We start from the raw sequence: 17,312 nt of genomic DNA, 5'->3' as shown, positions 1-17,312 counted from the left end.
CGCGGAGACGGCCACCAACGATGCCGCGATTACAACAGGTTCTACAACAGCTGTGCCAAACGGTTTAGGTCAGACTGAAGCGCACCTGCTGTCACATCGCGCCCCGCCCCCGGCCCACGGATAACCAGCGGGTTATCCCGATACCAGCGGCTTTCAATCGCAAACACGTTATCACCCGGTAACAGCGACGCCAGAGGATGATCGGGACGGACGGCTTCAACGCCAACGCGCGCTTTCCCGTTGCTGTCAAAGCGTGCGACGTGACGCAGAACCAGCCCCATCTCCTGTGCCGCTTCCAGACGGCGCAGCATCTGATCGTTAAGCGAATCGCCGTTCTCGAAGAAGTAATCGACGGAACCCTGTTCACAACCCGACGGCACCAGCGACTCAACCCGAACCTGACTAGGCTCAATATCATAGCCCGCCTCACGCGCCAGAATCACCAGCTTGCGCATAACGTCCTGACCGGAGAGGTCAACGCGTGGATCCGGCTCGGTCAATCCCTGCTGACAAGCCTGATCGACCAGTTCGGTGAACGGCACGGTGCCGTCGAACTGTAGGAACAGCCAGGAGAGCGTGCCGGAGAAAATCCCGCTAATCGCCAGAATACTGTCACCGCTTTCCCGCAGATCGCGCACCGCAAAATTGACCGGCAAACCCGCGCCCACGGTCGCGTTATACAACCAGTGGCGATCCGTTTTCGCAAACGCATCGCGGATCTGGCGATAGTTATTGCCACCGGATGCGCCTGCCAGTTTGTTGGCGCTGATGACGTGGAAACCATAGCTGGCGAAATCCAGATACAGATCGGCGACCGAATCACTGGCGGTGACGTCCAACACCACCAAATCATCAAAGGGGTGCGCCCGCATCCACAGGAACAGATCTTCGCCATCCCGCTCCTGCGCTTCACTTTCGAAGAAAGCCAACGCACGGCTGGCATCCAGACCGTCATAGTTCAACAGGCTGCGCGTACTGTCCACCACACCTGCCAATACAAACTCGAAGCCGGTACGCGCAGACAGGTTGCTTTGCTCGCGCGCAAACAGCTCCAACCAGCGTGAACCAATATTGCCTTTACCGAATAGCACCAGACCGATGCGCTTCTCTGCCCGGAACAGCGAATGGTGCAGCCCGCGAATCAAGTGCTCCGTCGGACCAACACGTAGAACGGCCACTAAACTGATGCCATCATCGGCCTGGCGGACAAATTCAATCGGCTGATCTTTCAACTGTTGATAGAAACGGTGGCTGTGCAGCGGGTTTTTACCCACGCCCGCACCGACCATCGCGACCATTGCCAGTCCGTCGCGCTGGTTAAGCTCAACGGGCAGCGCCGCCTGCGACAGCAGTTGTAACGCGCTCTCCACGACTTCGGAGGTGTAGCACAGTTGCAGCAGGTTACGATCCTGATGAACGCCGATCGCCAGCGGTTTCAGCTGTGCACGGTTCAGAAGTTGTTCGACTTCCTTTTGCAGCAGCACAAAATCATGTTCTGAGGGAACCTGAACTTCAATCAGGCACACATCATCGTGGCTGGTGACAATTTTGGCACCCGTGCCCGAGGCCAGCACGCGTTCGATACGCGTTGACCCTTGTTCAGGCTGATAGCTGCAACGCAGCTGTAGGTCGATATCGCTGCCGGAAACAGGCTGCAACGTACGCGTATGCAGTACCGGCGCAGCCAGACGCGCCAGCTCACTGGCTTCATCCAACCGCAGCAGCGGCAGCAGGCAGGCGTCTTTCACTTTGCGCGGATCGGCACTATAAACCCCAGCGACATCGCTCCAGATAGTCACACGTTCAACCCCCGCCAGCGCACCAATTTGCGTGGCGGAGTAGTCACTTCCGTTGCGCCCCAGCAGCACCGTTTCACCCGCGTTATTACGACAGATAAAACCCGTTACCACTAAACGCTGCCCCGCGTGTTGCGTCAGATATTGCTGCAACAGCGGCCAGGAACGACCTTCATCAACCTGCGGCTGCGCGGCACGTTCTGCACAGAGAAAGTCACGCGCATCCAGCCAGGCCGCATTCATATCCAGCTGATTCAATACAGCGGACATCAGGCGAGCCGACCAGATTTCACCGTGTCCGACAACTTCGGCGTAAACGGCATCGGTAATCTTGCCATCCAGCAGCGTAGCCAAACGCTCCAGATCGCGAATAAACTGAGCGGTCAACGTCTCTGCCGTTTGCGCAGGCAGGAGGCCGGCAATCAGTTCGCTGTGATAGCGGCGTAACGCCTGCTGAACCTGATGCGCCGACAGACGATCGCTCTGACTGAGTTTCAACCAGCTAATCAGTTGGTTTGTGGTACTGCCCGCGGCAGACACCACCATCAAATCACCGGGGTGGCTATACTCCGCCATAATACCGGCTACGCGCAGGTAACACTTCACATCGGCCAGACTGCTACCGCCAAACTTATGCAGTTGTCGGCCCGTTACCGATGGCGCTACTCCTAATGCACTCATTCTTACCTCTTGGCTGCGGCTTGAAACGCACGATCCAGATCGGCAACCAGATCATCGCCGTCTTCAATGCCGGTGGAAATACGCAGTAATGTTTCAGAGATACCCGCCGCGGCACGCGCTTCTGGCGCCATACCGGCATGCGTCATCGTTGCCGCATGAGAAATGAGACTTTCAACCCCGCCCAGCGATTCCGCCAGCGTAAACAATTCCAGCGAGGCAAGAAAACGCCGCAAGGTATCTTCATCACCATCCAGCTCAAAACTTAGCATAGCGCCAAAGCCAGATTGTTGACGGCGGGCAATATCATGACCGGGATTATTTGGCAGTGAAGGATGATACAACGCCTTCACCAGCGGCTGCGTCTGTAAGAATTCAACGATTTGTTGCGCATTACGCTGCGCGGCCGCCATACGCGGCGCCAGAGTACGCAGGCCGCGCAGCAACAGATAGCTGTCAAACGCCGCGCCTGTGACACCGATATTGTTCGCCCACCAGGCCAATTCAGTAATGGTATCGGCATCTTTGGCGATTACCGCACCCGCAACCACATCAGAGTGGCCATTCAGGTACTTGGTGCACGAATGCACCACCAGATCGGCACCCAGCTCCAGCGGCTTCTGCAACGCCGGGCTCAGGAAAGTGTTATCTACCACGCTAACCGCGCCCGCTTCACGCGCAGCCTGACAAATCGCGGCAATATCCACGACACGCAGCAGCGGATTGCTCGGGCTTTCCACCAGCACCAGCTTCGGCTTTTCTGCCAGCGCCGCGTTGAGTGCAGCGGTATCACTTTGATCGACAAATTTGACGCGAAACGCGCCGCGCTTGTTCAGACTGTCAAACAGACGATAGCTGCCGCCGTAGCAATCATGCGGCGCCACCAGCAAATCGCCGGGACGCAGGAACACCGTACAAACCAGCATAATCGCCGACATTCCGCTGCTCGTCATTACCGCACCTGCGCCGCCTTCCAGTTCAGCAAGCGCACGCTGTACCACATCCCGCGTAGGGTTACCGCGACGTGAATAGTCGTGTGCGCGTGGCTGGTTGAATCCGGTAAAATTATACGTGCTGGAAAGGTGAATGGGGGGGACGACGCAGCCATACTGTTCATCATCATTTAACCCACTGCGGACTGCGATCGTTGCCTGTTTACGCGTCATCGGCTCATTTCCTGGCTTGAGGCTGAAAAGATAGGAACTTAAGAGTAAACGCAGTTTCAATAGACGTCAATACATCTAGACATCTAAACCTCTTTGCGTATAGATTGAGCACAGGCAGAATAACCGTTAGAATCGTGGCATTTCATGACAGATGCTGTCTTCATTAGATTAATTTTTAAGGTATCCCATGGCTGAGTGGAACGGCGAGTATGTCAGCCCTTACGCTGAACACGGTAAAAAAAGCGAGCAAGTCAAGAAGATAACAGTATCTATCCCTCTGAAAGTATTAAAGATACTGACTGACGAACGCACGCGTCGTCAGGTGAACAACCTGCGCCACGCCACCAACAGCGAACTGCTGTGCGAAGCGTTTCTGCACGCGTTCACGGGTCAACCGTTACCGAATGACGAAGACCTGCGTAAAGAACGCAGCGATGAAATTCCTGAAGCAGCGAAAATCATCATGCGTGAAATGGGTATCGACCCGGATACGTGGGAATACTGATCGCGTTTGTGCTATCGAGTTTCTCGCTAACCCCGCCTTTCCCGGCGGGGTTTTGCTATGCAGATAATCACCGCACGATACCTCACTCTCACTAACGTCCTCCGCTCTCTTCTTCAGACCTTTCCTCTTCCGCTCACATTGTGAATCGGGATTGCATTTAATTTGTTATGTTATAACATAACAAATTAAGCGTATAACGGTGATATACCCACATCATGACAGAGCCCCTCTCTACCAGACCCGTGCTGCTACAACTGCACCATGTTTCCGTTGCCGACGCCAATCGGGCGCCGAGGCTCAGAAATATTTCGCTGTCCATGCAGGCGGGTGAACGTTTAGCGCTGATTGGGCCCAACGGCAGCGGCAAATCCACGCTGCTACGCGTGTTAACCAGCGAACTCGGCACAACGACGGGATACATCCATCTGAACGGTCAGCCGCTGAATACCCTGAGCCGTCATGAGCGAGCAAAACGGATCGCGATTCTGGCGCAGAACGATACACCAGATCTGCGTCTGCGGGTCGCGGAGTATGTCGCTTTAGGACGGATTCCACACCACGGATTCAGTACGCCTGCGTACGATCGCCAGCTCATCGAAGAAGCGCTGGACGATACCGGATTATTACCACTGCGCCACCGCCTGCTGGGCACGCTCTCCGGTGGGGAGCGCCAACGCGCCGCGCTGGCGCGCGCCTTTGCGCAAACGCCGCAGCTCCTGCTGCTGGATGAACCAACGAACCATCTCGATCCGTTGGCGCGCGCGCAGCTGCTTTCTCTGGTACGGAAACGCGGCATTTCAACGCTGGCGGTGCTGCACGACCTGCCCCTCATCACGCCCTTTGCCGATCGCGTCGCCGTTTTACAACAGGGAACCCTACTCCGCTGGGGAACGCCAGCACACGCGCTGAGCACCGACTGTGTGAAATCCGTCTTTGGGATGGAGAGTTTTACGGTGCCGCACCCGATAAACGGTTCGCCCATTCGCATCTTTGAAGCCCCTGAATTGCACTAAGGAATCCTGATGAAAATAACGCTTCTGTCTGGACTGCTGGCATTGACGTCGTACTGGGCGCACGCCTCAGATTTTCCGGTCACAGTCGACAGCTGTGGGCAATCGCTAACCTTCACCCAGCCACCGCAGCGCGCGGTTATTCATGACCTGAACATGACGGAAATGGCATTTGCGCTTGGGCTGCAAAAAAGTATTGTCGGGCTGACCGGTATCACCGGCTGGTATAAAGCGCCCCCTGACTTTATCAAGCAGCAGGGTACGATCCCTGAACTGGCAGCAAAATACCCGACGTTGGAAAACCTGCTGGCCGTACACCCGGATTTCTTCTTTGCAGGGTGGAACTACGGCATGAAAGTCGGTGGTGAAGTCACGCCGCAAGCGCTGAAAAAATACGGCATTCAGACGCTGGTGCTCAGCGAAAGCTGCGTTTTCACCGAACCGCAGCAGCAGCGTCCGAGAGCCAGCATGGATCTGCTCTACGGCGACATGCTGAAACTGGGGAAGATCTTCGGTAAGCAGGAGCTAGCTCAGAAGCAGATTGACGATTGGAAACAGCACATTGCCGCCCTGCAAACCCGTATTGGCGATCGGCCGAAACAGACGGTTTTCCTGTATGACTCTGGCGACGATAAGCCTTTTACCAGCGGGAAGTTTGCCATGCCAACAGCCATCATTGAGGCTGCGGGCGGCAAGAACGTGATGGACGATATGGCAACGAGCTGGGCCTCAACATCGTGGGAAAACGTGGCGGCGCGCGAGCCTGACTTTATTATTTTGCTGGATTACCAGGCGGGCAACGGCGCAGATGCGTTAAGACGTTTTCTAGAATCACATCCGCTGATGAAATTTACCCCAGCCGTACAACAGCATCGCTATCTGAAGCTGCAATATGCGGAGCTCACCCCGGGGCCAGCAAATATCGCTGCCGTCGATAAACTGGCGCACGCACTCTACCCGGATGCCTTTCAGTGAGCCCAACATCTTCACGTTATGCCGCAACCTTTGTCGTTGCGCTACTGATATTGGCAGGGCTGATGCTGGTAAATATTGCGACTGGCAGTACGACGATTCCCCTTACTCAGGTCGCCAGTGTCTTAGGGTTATCATCGGCGGATGTCTCACCGATGGTATCACGTATCATTCTGGAACTGCGTATTCCCCGTAGCCTTCTGGCGGCACTGTGCGGCGCAGGGTTAGCGATGGTCGGGGCCTTTTTGCAAACGGCAACCCGTAACGATCTGGCTGACCCTTTTCTGTTTGGCCTGTCTGCCGGCGCCTCGGCGGGGGCGGTCGCCGTCATCACCCGCTTTGGTGAGCAGCTCGGTGACTGGGCGCTGCCGATGGCGGCTTTCTGTGGCGGTATTTTATCGGCCGCCGCCGTGACCGTGCTGTTCCTGCTGCAACAGGCGCGCGGTGCAGAACGCCTGATCATTTGCGGATTGGCGATCTCGTTTCTGTTCGGCGCACTGACAAACTATCTGGTGTTTTCTGGCGATCAGCGAGCTGCCAGCTCGATTCTTTTCTGGTCGCTGGGCGGGCTGGGCCTTGCTCGTTGGGACACGTTACCTTTTGCGGTGTTCAGCGTTCTGCTGCTATTCGGTCTCACCGCCCTGCGCTGGCGCGCGCTCGATGCTCTGCTCGCTGGCGGACAAACTGCGGCCTCAATGGGGGTTAACCTGTCTCGTGTACGGGTGGAAATTTTCATCTGCTGCGCTTTTGCCACCTCGCTACTGGTCGCGCTGACCGGCGTGATCGGTTTTATCGGCCTGATGATTCCCCATCTGGCCCGCCCGCTGAGCGGCGTGCTACACAAGAGGCTTCTGCCAATGACAGCTGTACTGGGTGCGATATTACTGTGCGGGGGTGATTGGCTCAGCCGGCAGCTACTGGCACCACAGGAATTGCCCATCGGGATTATTACGGCAGGGCTAGGCGGCATCTTCGTTCTGGGGATGCTGGTAAAACGTCAGCAGGGATAAAAAGTGTAAGTTAAAAATAACTCCAATAACTCTAAAATGTTGTCTACCGGAGTTATTGGGGTTATTGTTATTTAATAAAAGGGAGTGGAGTGCAGGGATGGATAGCAGGACGTTAATCGCAGAAATCAAGGCCGATGGGTGGGAGCTGATACGAGTGAACGGAAGCCACCACCATTTTATGCACCCCAGCAAACCGGGATTAGTCACAATCCCCCACCCCAAGAAGGATTTACCAATAGGTACGGTAAAAAGCATCAGGAAACAGGCAGGAATATGATCATCGCTGACTCGAAGAGGCTGAATTATGTTTTATCCCATTGCAATTGAAGCAGGCGACGATACTCACGCATACGGCGTAACAGTACCAGATTTACCGGGCTGTTTTTCTGCAGGCGATACGCTAGACGATGCTATCGCAAACGCTAAAGAAGCGATTACCGGACATATCGAGCTACTGGTTGAGATGGGTCAGGATATTCCCACCGTATCAACAGTAGGTCAGTTGGCAAAAGGGTCTGAGTATGCAGGGTACACGTGGGCGGTTGTTGATATTGATGTAACTCGTTTAATGGGCGGCTCAGAAAAAATTAACGTTACATTGCCCAAATCGCTGATTGACCGCATTGATCGTTGCGTGGCGAGTAATCCAGAATTTAAAAGTCGTTCGGGTTTTCTTGCACAGGCGGCATTAGAGCGAATTTCGTCTTCCCGATGAACAATTTCTTGATGAACAATGCTGGCACGCCATAAACAACAAAGGCACCTGTCGGTGCCTTTGTCGAAAGTTACTATGTCAAAATGGGCGATGCCAAAAAGGACAGTGCCAATTGACCAGTAAAACTTATTTTTTAGTGCCTGGTACGGAGAAACGCTTGTTGAAGCGGTCAACACGGCCACCAGTTGCAACATCACGTTGTTTACCGGTGTAGAACGGGTGGCATTCGCCACAAACGTCCAGGTTCAGGTCACGACCCACGGTAGAATGGGTTTTGATCACGTTACCGCAAGAGCAAGTTACAGTAACTGCAGAATAATTCGGGTGAATACCTTTTTTCATGGGGAAACCTCAGTTAAGGCCGTGTCGCTATCCAGCCCTGTTCCGCCAGACACCACACGAAAGTTGTATAAGTAAGTTTCATTATGCGAACGGCGCAATGATTTTCGCGAACGACCTATCATTTGCGCGAACAGCACAGTGGCGGCGGATCATACAGAATCTGATACCCCGATGCAATCGCATCCACACATTATCCCTCGCAGCATGTACACTAGCGCCTTGCGTTATTTTCACCCTGCGCGGCGCGTGATACAAACCACCCGGTTGTGTCGTGGATCGCCTCGCCAATCCACGTCGATTACCACGGAGAAGTTATGTCTGTCGCTCAGGTCGCTTTGCCCGTGCCACTGGCACGTACATTCGATTATTTGCTACCCGCAGGAGGCATCGCTCCGCAGGTCGGCGCGCGCGTCAGCGTCTCCTTTGGTAACCGTAAAGCTATCGGTATTATTACCGCGCTGAGCGACACCAGCGAGCTTCCGCTTGAACAATTAAAACCCGTGCATGATGTGCTGGACGAGCAGCCGCTGTTCCCCCCCAGCCTGTGGCGCATTCTGCTGTGGGCAGTTGAGTATTATCACTACCCGATTGGCGAAGTGCTGTTTCACGCGCTGCCGATCCTACTGCGTCAGGGGAAGCCCGCACACCGTGCCCCGCTCTGGCAGTGGTTTGCCACCGAGCAGGGCCGGGCAACGCCGCTCAGCACGCTCAAACGCGCCGTGAAGCAGCAGCAGGCGTTAGCGGCTTTACTTCAGTCGCCGATTTATCGCCACCAGGTGAGCGAAATCGGGCTGACGGAAACGGCGTTGCAGGCACTACGTAGCAAAGGGCTATGCGAATTACAGGCCGCGGAGCAAACGCTTCATGACTGGCGTCAAAACTTTAGTCTGGCAACTGACCGGCTGCGTCTGAATACCGAGCAGGCTACTGCCGTCGGTGCGATCCGCAGCGAAGATAACCACTTTGCCGCCTGGCTGCTCGCGGGTATCACTGGTTCGGGCAAAACCGAAGTCTATCTCAGCGTGCTGGAAAACGTGCTGGCGCAGGGCAAGCAGGCGCTGGTGTTAGTGCCAGAAATTGGCCTGACGCCGCAAACCATCGCCCGCTTTCGCGAACGCTTTAACGCACCGGTGGATGTGCTGCACTCTGCACTCAACGACAGCGAACGCTTGGCCGTCTGGCTACGCGCCCGCAGCGGTGAGGCCGCCATCGTTATCGGAACGCGATCAGCGCTATTTACTCCCTTTGCCCGTTTGGGACTGATTGTGATCGATGAAGAACACGACAGCTCCTATAAACAGCAGGAAGGCTGGCGCTATCACGCCCGCGATTTGGCGGTATTCCGCGCCAGAGAGGAAGACATTCCCATCGTTATGGGGACGGCGACGCCCGCGCTGGAAACGCTGTATAACGTCCAGATCGGCAAATACCGTCGCCTAAACCTGACCAAACGAGCGGGCAATGCCGCACTGGCCAAACAGCACGTTATCGATCTGAAAGGGCTGCCGCTGACGGCAGGGTTATCTCAACCGCTGATTACCCGCATCCGCCATCATTTGACGAACGATAATCAGGTTATCTTGTTCCTTAATCGGCGCGGGTTCGCTCCCGTGGTGATGTGCCACGAGTGCGGCTGGATTGCCGAGTGTCAGCGTTGCGATCACTACTATACCTATCACCAGCACCAGAAGATGTTGCGCTGCCATCACTGTGACAGCCAGCGCCCGGTGCCGCAGCAGTGCCCCAGCTGCGGCTCGACGAATATGGTGCCCGTCGGTCTGGGCACTGAGCAGCTTGAGCAAAGCCTTGCCCCGATCTTTCCAGATGTCCCAATCACCCGTATCGACCGTGATACCACCAGCCGCAAAGGCGCGCTGGAGCAGCAGCTCTCGCAGGTCAGGCAAGGAGGCGCACGTCTTCTCATCGGCACCCAGATGTTGGCGAAAGGCCACCACTTCCCTGACGTAACGCTGGTTGCCCTGCTGGATGTGGACGGTTCACTGTTCTCCGCCGACTTCCGCGCGGCCGAACGCTTTGCCCAGCTCTATACTCAGGTGGCAGGTCGTGCGGGACGCGCGGGCAAGGCGGGTGAAGTGGCGCTGCAAACGCACCACCCGGAACATCCGCTATTACAAACTCTGCTACAACAGGGCTACGATGCCTTTGCCAGCCAGGCACTTACCGAGCGGAAAAGCGTCTTTCTGCCGCCGTTTACCAGCCATATCCTCTTCCGCGCCGACGATCACGATAATCAGCAGGCCGCGTTATTCCTCCAGCAACTGCGTAATTTGCTGGAAGCGAGCCCGCTGCGGGATGAATCGCTCTGGCTGCTGGGCCCGGTCCCGGCTTTGCAACCCAAACGCGCGGGGCGTTTCCGCTGGCAACTCTTGCTACAGCACCCTTCCCGAGCGCTCTTACAGAAACTGGTCAGAACCTCGATGGCGCTAATCGGCACGCTGCCGCAGGCACGTAAAGTGAAATGGATGCTGGATGTCGACCCCACGGACAGTTAGCGTTTCTTGTTAGATCATTTTGGTTTCTTGCTACGCCTTTTTTGCGATCGGCGTCGAGAACACGATATTCATCACACTTTCTGTGCAAATTAAGCAACAAAACCTGCGTTCAATCTGTTATCACTGTCTGCGCAGGCAGTATGCTGGCCTGACGTATCGTGCCAGTCAGTCGGCATACTGCGCCGAAGAGCGTTACCCGTCATCATAGAGAGTCAGCAGGCAGGAGCGTTCTGCTGACAGTCAGCGCCAGTTAACGCTGACGCAAGGAGAAAAGCGTTGAAGCAGAAGAAAGGCGTCACCACGGCGACGATGAAAGACGTGGCGGATGAGGCGGGCGTTTCCACCGCCACCGTATCCAGAACGTTAATGAATCCGGAGAAAGTCTCTGCGACCACCCGCAGGAAGGTCGAGCAGGCCGTCATCGCCGTTGGCTATTCGCCCCACGCGCTCAACAGGAACCTCAAGCGTAACGAATCACGCACGATCCTGACGATCGTACCGGATATCTGCGATCCCTATTTTTCCGAAATCTTTCGCGGGATCGAGGAAACTGCAGCCGAACACGGCTATCTGGTGCTGATTGGCGACTGTGCTCACCAACATCAGAAAGAAAAAACCTTCGTTGACCTGATTATTACCAAACAGATCGACGGCATGTTGCTGCTGGGTTCCAATCTGCCGTTTGACGCAGGCCAGGAAGAGCAGCGTAATCTGCCGCCGATGGTGATGGCGAATGAGTTTTCACCGGATCTGGCACTGCCAACCGTGCATATCGATAACCTGACCGCCGCCTTTGAAGCCGTACATTATCTTTATCAGGCAGGCCATCAGCGCATCGCCTGTATTGCCGGCCCGGAGCACATGCACCTGAGTCAATATCGCCTACAGGGCTATATTCAGGCCCTGCGGCGCAATGGGATTCTTATCGATAACCAATATATCTTTCGCGGTGATTTCACCTACGAAACCGGAATAAATGGCCTGATTGCGCTGATGCAGCACCCACAGCCGCCCAGCGCGGTCTTCTGTCATAGCGACCTCATGGCGCTGGGCGTACTGGCGCAGGCAAGAAAGATGGGGCTGGATATCCCACGTGACCTCTCCGTCATCGGTTTCGACGATATCGAACAGGCGCAGTACTGCTGGCCCCCCCTGACTTCTGTCGCCCAGCCTCGTTATCAGATCGGACGCGAGGCAATGCTGCTACTCTTAGAGCAGTTGCAAGGTAACACGGTACAAAGCGGTTCCCGTCTGTTGTCCAGTGAACTGGTCATACGCGACAGCGTCGCTGCGCCGAATTTCGCTCGTAACAGGCTTTAAGACTTCAGGTGCTGGTCAAATATTTGAGGGTTCAGTAACATGACCCCCTAATTATGTTATTTACTTATAAATTCACAGCGAAACGACAGTGGCACAAAGAGACTACGTGAGCCGGGGACGTTCATCAGGGACGCGTCGGAAAACGACAAATAGCCGAAAAAAAGGCAAGGCTTCAGGTGCATCAAAAACGATGATCGCACTCGCTGTTGCCGTTTTGGTCACCTTCGCGGGCGGTCTGTACTTTATCGCCCATAACAAACCGGACGAGTCCCCCGTTCTGCCGCATCAAAACGTGGGCAAAGGTAATGGGCTGCCACCTAAGCCGGAAGAACGCTGGCGCTACATCAAAGAGCTGGAAAATCGTCAGTTGGGCGTCACAACGCCAACGGAGCCTTCTGCAGGTGGTGAGATCCGCTCGCCGGTACAGTTGACCGATGAACAGCGCCAATTGTTAGAACAGATGCAGTCTGATATGCGTCGTCAGCCAACGCAGCTCTCTGAGGTGCCGTATAACGACCAGACGCAGGTTCCGCGCTCTCAGGTAACGATTAAGCCGTCGACGCAACCGATGCAGCAGCCTCCTGTTGTGACAACACAGCCCGCAACGCGTGCACCAGCGGTCACGCAAACGACGCCTGTTGTTCCAAGACAAGAAACGCCAAGACAAGAGACACCAAAACAGGAAGCGCCGAAGCAACAGCCGGTCAAGCAGCCTGAAGCGCCAAAAGCCGAGAAAACTCAACGCTGGGCAATTCAGTGTGGTTCCTTCAAAACCATGGACCCTGCCGAATCGGTGAGAGCGCAGCTGGCATTTGCCGGTATCGAAAGCCGCATCACCTCTAACGGCGGCTGGAACCGTATTATGCTGGGGCCTTACAACAACCGTGCTGCCGCGGATAGCATGATCCAACGCCTGAAAAGCGCGGGCGCATCAAACTGTATTCCTCTTGCCAGCGGGGGTTGAAAAACCCCACGCCTTCCCCCATCTATAACATCAATGCGCCCCGAATCATGCGGGGATCTTTTTCTTCAAACGGGGACTGACTCGTGACAACAATTGTAAGCGTACGCCGCAATGGCCAGGTGGTCATTGGCGGTGATGGACAAGCCACTCTGGGCAACACCGTGATGAAAGGCAACGTGCGTAAGGTACGTCGTCTCTACCATGACCGCGTCATTGCTGGTTTCGCAGGCGGCACGGCGGATGCCTTCACCCTTTTTGAGCTTTTTGAACGTAAGCTGGAATTGCACCAGGGTCATCTGGTGAAAGCCGCTGTCGAACTGGCGAAAGACTGGCGTACCGACCGTATGCTACGCAAACTGGAAGCACTGCTGGCCGTCGCGGACGAAAATGCCTCGCTGATCATTACCGGTAATGGTGATGTCGTGCAGCCTGAAAATGACCTGATCGCTATTGGTTCCGGTGGTCCTTATGCGCAGGCCGCCGCACGTGCGTTGCTGGAAAACACCGAGCTGGGTGCGCGTGATATCGTCGAGAAATCTCTGGGGATTGCTGGCGACATCTGTATCTATACCAACCAGTTCCACACGATAGAAGAATTAGCCTCCAAGGCGTAAGGATCAACTATGTCTGAAATGACCCCGCGCGAGATAGTCAGCGAACTCGACAGCTATATCATCGGCCAGCATAAAGCGAAACGCGCCGTTTCCATCGCGCTGCGTAACCGCTGGCGCCGTATGCAGTTGGACGAAGCACTTCGTCATGAAGTGACGCCTAAAAATATTCTCATGATCGGCCCGACCGGCGTCGGTAAAACTGAAATTGCTCGCCGTCTGGCGAAGCTCGCCAATGCGCCGTTCATCAAAGTGGAAGCCACCAAATTCACCGAAGTTGGCTACGTAGGTAAAGAAGTTGACTCCATCATCCGCGATCTGACGGATTCCGCGATCAAAATGGTACGCCTCCAGTCCATCGAAAAAAACCGCTTCCGTGCGGAAGAGATGGCAGAAGATCGCATTCTGGACGTGCTGATTCCACCAGCGAAAAACAACTGGGGTCAGGCAGAAAGCACACCAGAACCTTCCGCTGCGCGTCAGGCATTCCGTAAGAAACTGCGTGAAGGCCAGTTGGACGACAAAGAGATCGAGATCGATCTGGCTGCCGCACCCGTTGGCGTCGAGATCATGGCTCCGCCGGGCATGGAAGAGATGACCAACCAGCTCCAGTCCATGTTCCAGAATCTGGCAGGCCAGAAACAAAAAGCCCGCAAGATCAAAATCAAAGACGCGTTCAAACTACTGGTGGAAGAAGAAGCCGCCAAGCTGGTGAACCCGGAAGAGCTGAAACAGCAGGCGATTGAGGCCGTTGAGCAACACGGTATCGTGTTCATCGACGAGATCGACAAAATCTGTAAGCGTGGCGAAAGCTCCGGCCCGGATGTTTCTCGTGAAGGCGTTCAGCGTGACCTGCTGCCGCTGGTTGAAGGCTGCACTGTGTCTACCAAGCACGGTATGGTCAAAACCGACCACATCCTGTTTATCGCCTCCGGCGCATTCCAGGTTGCCAGCCCGTCCGATCTGATTCCAGAATTGCAGGGACGTCTGCCGATTCGCGTGGAATTGCAGGCGCTGACGACGGAAGATTTTGAGCGTATCCTGACAGAGCCGAGCGCTTCGCTGACCGAACAGTACAAAGCGCTGATGGCGACGGAAGGTGTGGATATTTCGTTCACCGCTGATGGTATCCGCCGCATTGCCGAAGCCGCCTGGCAGGTAAACGAAAGCACCGAGAATATCGGCGCGCGCCGTCTGCATACCGTGATGGAGCGTCTGATCGAAGACGTTTCTTATGACGCCAGCGAAATGAACGGTCAAAGCGTTACCATTGACGCAGATTACGTACGTAATCATCTGGATGAATTAGTAGCAGATGAAGATCTGAGTCGATTTATCTTATAATCCGTTTTCGCGGATCGCACGATTAACGATAAAGTGGGAGGCGTTGGCCTCCCACTTTTGTTTCTGACGCCGCCATCACTGACTTTTCTTGTTTATAAACGGATGATTCACGCAATTGGATCGTCAATAAAAATTGAAGCACACCATGACCTTATCAACCCATAGCAGCAAAACCAAAGCCTGGCTGGATAGTCTGCGTCCAAAAACGTTGCCATTAGCTTTCGCATCTATCGTCACTGGCTCGGCGATTGCGAGCTGGCATAGCAGCTTTAAACCGGGCGTAGCATTACTGGCGTTGTTGACCGCCGGACTGCTGCAAATCCTTTCCAATCTGGCTAACGACTATGGGGATGCGGTAAAAGGCAGCGATACCGAGGACCGTATCGGGCCGCTGCGCGGCATCCAGACCGGCGCCATTACGCTGACGCAACTGCGCAATGCGCTGATCGTGACGGTCGTGCTTACCATCATTTCCGGCGTGAGTCTGGTGATTCTGGCGTGTGAAAAGCCGGCGGATATCTTTGGTTTCCTGATTCTGGGGCTGCTGGCGATTTTCGCCGCCATCACCTATACCGTCGGTAATAAACCCTATGGCTACATTGGGCTCGGCGATATCTCGGTGCTGATCTTTTTCGGCTGGCTCAGCGTCGCAGGGTCGTATTATCTGCAAACCGGCCACTTCGACAGCATCGTCATGCTGCCTGCGACGGCCTGCGGTCTGTTGGCAACGGCAGTATTGAACATCAACAACCTGCGCGATATCGACAACGATCGCATCAGTGGCAAGAACACGCTGGCTGTGCGCCTCGGCGCGGAAAAAGCGCGTTTCTACCACACGATACTGCTGTTGCTGGCGCCGGTTTGTCTCGGTCTGTTTGCAACATTTTATCTGCACAGCCTGGCGGGCTGGCTTTTTATTCTGACGCTCCCGTTGCTGATTAAACAGGCGCGCTATGTGCTGCGTGAAACCAGCGCATTCAGCATGCGTCCGATGTTGGAAAAAACGGTGAAAGGCGCGCTGCTGACCAACATTCTGTTCGCCGTTGGCGTGATACTGAGTTAGTGCGGGTAAAGTGAGCGCAGGCGAAAAGCGGTGCGTATTTACTGATTCGCATCAAGTTAACATTTGATGATTTTGCCAACAGCCGCCAGAAAGGGATATACTCATGATTCCAGCGGCAAACAGACGTTAATCCTATGAAATACGATACTTCCGAACTGTGCGATATCTACCACGAAGAGGTGAATGTTGTTGAGCCTCTGTTCTCTAACTTTGGCGGGCGTACTTCATTTGGTGGCAAAATCACCACGGTGAAATGTTTTGAGGATAACGGCCTGCTTTTCGATCTCCTTGAAGAGAACGGCCTCGGGCGCGTGCTGCTGGTCGATGGCGGGGGCTCCGTACGCCGCGCGTTGATCAACGCGGAAATCGCCCGGCTGGCGACGCAAAACGAATGGGAAGGCATTGTCGTGTATGGCGCAGTGCGTCAGGTTGACGACTTGGCTGAGTTGGATATCGGTATTCAGGCGATGGCGGCCATTCCGGTCGGCGCAGGCAGCGAAGGCATCGGAGAGAGCGATATTCGCGTCAACTTCGGTGGCGTAACCTTCTTCTCCGGTGACCATTTGTATGCCGATAACACCGGTATTATTTTGGCGGAAGACCCGCTGGATATTGAATAATCTCGTTGAATCTTCGCGTTTTCATCACGGCAATGTCATCACAAAAAAGGGCGATATACGCCCTTTTTTATTTGGCTCAATCGATAATCGATTCCGTCGCCTGAGCCGACAAGTCCTATTAGACTTCTTCCATTTTGCCTAACAGCGCGCGCAGGCGCTCTTGCCATACCACTTGCTCTTCTTTCAACTGTTCGTTCTCGCGCACCAGCGCTTCACGTGAACCCGCAGCCGCCTGAACATCCTGCGACAGCGCATTGTTCTGCTCTTTCAGCTCTTCAATTTCCATTTGCAACAGCGTGATGGTATCAATCGCCTGCTGAACTTTCGCTTCCAGCTTTTCAAACACTTCAAATGACATTCTTCAAACCCCTTTTAATCGCAACAAGGCAAAGATCGGTTAACGCTGGCTTTCGGACTCTGTAACCAACACCCAACGGTGTCGCCATCCGCCCGTAAACATAATCCTGACCGCGGGACGGCTGGCAAGACAGACCATAGCGAAATTGTATGTAGCCAACCGCCACCTGTCTAGCGCACATCCCCCACTACGCGAGTGTGGCAGCTTTTCTTACGTAACACTATCAGTACAAACTTAAAAACGGGCAGTACAAACTGAAAAACAGGCAGCGCAAACGGAAAAGCGAGTGGCATAGGTTGAAAACTACTCCTGTTCGCTTCCCCAT

General features: G+C 54.8%; 17 protein-coding genes. 13 read left to right on the top strand and 4 right to left on the bottom strand.

Annotated elements, in window-relative coordinates:
* Positions 1 to 41: 41 nt before the first annotated feature.
* Positions 42 to 2,477 (bottom strand): bifunctional aspartate kinase/homoserine dehydrogenase II, encoded by a 2,436-nt coding sequence (locus I2D83_RS00945; RefSeq protein WP_012772913.1) that lies wholly within the window; start codon positions 2,475 to 2,477, stop codon positions 42 to 44.
* 2 nt (positions 2,478 to 2,479) lie between these two features.
* Complete coding sequence (gene metB, locus I2D83_RS00940) at positions 2,480 to 3,640, bottom strand: cystathionine gamma-synthase (RefSeq protein ID WP_012772912.1); 1,161 nt, start codon at positions 3,638 to 3,640, stop codon at positions 2,480 to 2,482.
* Between the two features lie 187 nt (positions 3,641 to 3,827).
* On the opposite strand from metB, the gene metJ reads away from it, so the two are divergent.
* From metJ to I2D83_RS00910, 6 genes are all read left to right on the top strand, one after another.
* Positions 3,828 to 4,145: a met regulon transcriptional regulator MetJ gene (gene metJ, locus I2D83_RS00935; protein WP_005973355.1), complete on the top strand. Its 318-nt coding sequence runs from the start codon at positions 3,828 to 3,830 to the stop codon at positions 4,143 to 4,145.
* Positions 4,146 to 4,360: 215 nt separating this feature from the next.
* A complete protein-coding gene (locus I2D83_RS00930; RefSeq protein ID WP_205947384.1) occupies positions 4,361 to 5,158 on the top strand; it encodes an ABC transporter ATP-binding protein in 798 nt (265 codons plus the stop codon).
* A gap of 9 nt (positions 5,159 to 5,167) precedes the next feature.
* Entirely contained in the window at positions 5,168 to 6,130 is a 963-nt protein-coding gene (locus tag I2D83_RS00925) for an ABC transporter substrate-binding protein (RefSeq protein ID WP_205947383.1), read from the top strand.
* A complete protein-coding gene (locus tag I2D83_RS00920) occupies positions 6,127 to 7,137 on the top strand; it encodes a FecCD family ABC transporter permease (protein WP_205947382.1) in 1,011 nt (336 codons plus the stop codon). The genes I2D83_RS00925 and I2D83_RS00920 overlap by 4 nt, the downstream gene beginning before the upstream one ends.
* 97 nt (positions 7,138 to 7,234) lie before the next feature.
* A complete protein-coding gene (locus tag I2D83_RS00915; RefSeq protein ID WP_010281507.1) occupies positions 7,235 to 7,414 on the top strand; it encodes a type II toxin-antitoxin system HicA family toxin in 180 nt (59 codons plus the stop codon).
* A gap of 27 nt (positions 7,415 to 7,441) precedes the next feature.
* Positions 7,442 to 7,852, top strand: coding sequence for a type II toxin-antitoxin system HicB family antitoxin (locus I2D83_RS00910; protein WP_180779155.1), 411 nt, complete (start codon positions 7,442 to 7,444; stop codon positions 7,850 to 7,852).
* Positions 7,853 to 7,978: 126 nt separating this feature from the next.
* On the opposite strand, the gene rpmE is transcribed toward I2D83_RS00910, so the two are convergent.
* Positions 7,979 to 8,194, bottom strand: a complete 216-nt coding sequence (gene rpmE, locus I2D83_RS00905) for a 50S ribosomal protein L31 (RefSeq protein WP_012772907.1) — start codon at positions 8,192 to 8,194, stop codon at positions 7,979 to 7,981.
* Positions 8,195 to 8,508: 314 nt separating this feature from the next.
* On the opposite strand from rpmE, the gene priA reads away from it, so the two are divergent.
* From priA to rraA, 7 genes are all read left to right on the top strand, one after another.
* Complete coding sequence (gene priA / locus I2D83_RS00900) at positions 8,509 to 10,707, top strand: primosomal protein N' (protein WP_181847420.1); 2,199 nt, start codon at positions 8,509 to 8,511, stop codon at positions 10,705 to 10,707.
* Positions 10,708 to 10,983: 276 nt separating this feature from the next.
* On the top strand, positions 10,984 to 12,027 hold the full coding sequence (gene cytR, locus I2D83_RS00895) for a DNA-binding transcriptional regulator CytR (RefSeq protein WP_012772905.1): 1,044 nt from the start codon (positions 10,984 to 10,986) through the stop codon (positions 12,025 to 12,027).
* Between the two features lie 88 nt (positions 12,028 to 12,115).
* Complete coding sequence (gene ftsN, locus I2D83_RS00890; RefSeq protein ID WP_071820980.1) at positions 12,116 to 12,991, top strand: cell division protein FtsN; 876 nt, start codon at positions 12,116 to 12,118, stop codon at positions 12,989 to 12,991.
* 83 nt (positions 12,992 to 13,074) lie between these two features.
* The gene (gene hslV, locus I2D83_RS00885) at positions 13,075 to 13,605 is read left to right on the top strand and encodes an ATP-dependent protease subunit HslV (protein WP_005973334.1); all 531 of its coding nucleotides are present in this window, start codon (positions 13,075 to 13,077) and stop codon (positions 13,603 to 13,605) included.
* Between the two features lie 9 nt (positions 13,606 to 13,614).
* Positions 13,615 to 14,946: an HslU--HslV peptidase ATPase subunit gene (hslU, locus tag I2D83_RS00880; RefSeq protein WP_180779152.1), complete on the top strand. Its 1,332-nt coding sequence runs from the start codon at positions 13,615 to 13,617 to the stop codon at positions 14,944 to 14,946.
* Between the two features lie 145 nt (positions 14,947 to 15,091).
* Positions 15,092 to 16,009 (top strand): 1,4-dihydroxy-2-naphthoate polyprenyltransferase, encoded by a 918-nt coding sequence (locus I2D83_RS00875; RefSeq protein WP_205947381.1) that lies wholly within the window; start codon positions 15,092 to 15,094, stop codon positions 16,007 to 16,009.
* Positions 16,010 to 16,143: 134 nt separating this feature from the next.
* A complete protein-coding gene (gene rraA / locus I2D83_RS00870) occupies positions 16,144 to 16,629 on the top strand; it encodes a ribonuclease E activity regulator RraA (protein ID WP_010281528.1) in 486 nt (161 codons plus the stop codon).
* Between the two features lie 118 nt (positions 16,630 to 16,747).
* On the opposite strand, the gene zapB is transcribed toward rraA, so the two are convergent.
* Positions 16,748 to 16,987, bottom strand: coding sequence for a septal ring assembly protein ZapB (gene zapB / locus I2D83_RS00865; RefSeq protein ID WP_010281529.1), 240 nt, complete (start codon positions 16,985 to 16,987; stop codon positions 16,748 to 16,750).
* Between the last annotated feature and the right edge of the window lie 325 nt (positions 16,988 to 17,312).

The sequence above is a fragment of the Pectobacterium aroidearum genome (assembly GCF_015689195.1).
Lineage (GTDB): Bacteria > Pseudomonadota > Gammaproteobacteria > Enterobacterales > Enterobacteriaceae > Pectobacterium > Pectobacterium aroidearum.
The sequence above is the reverse complement of the archived record's forward strand: the minus strand, read 5'-3'. Positions and strand labels throughout refer to the sequence as shown.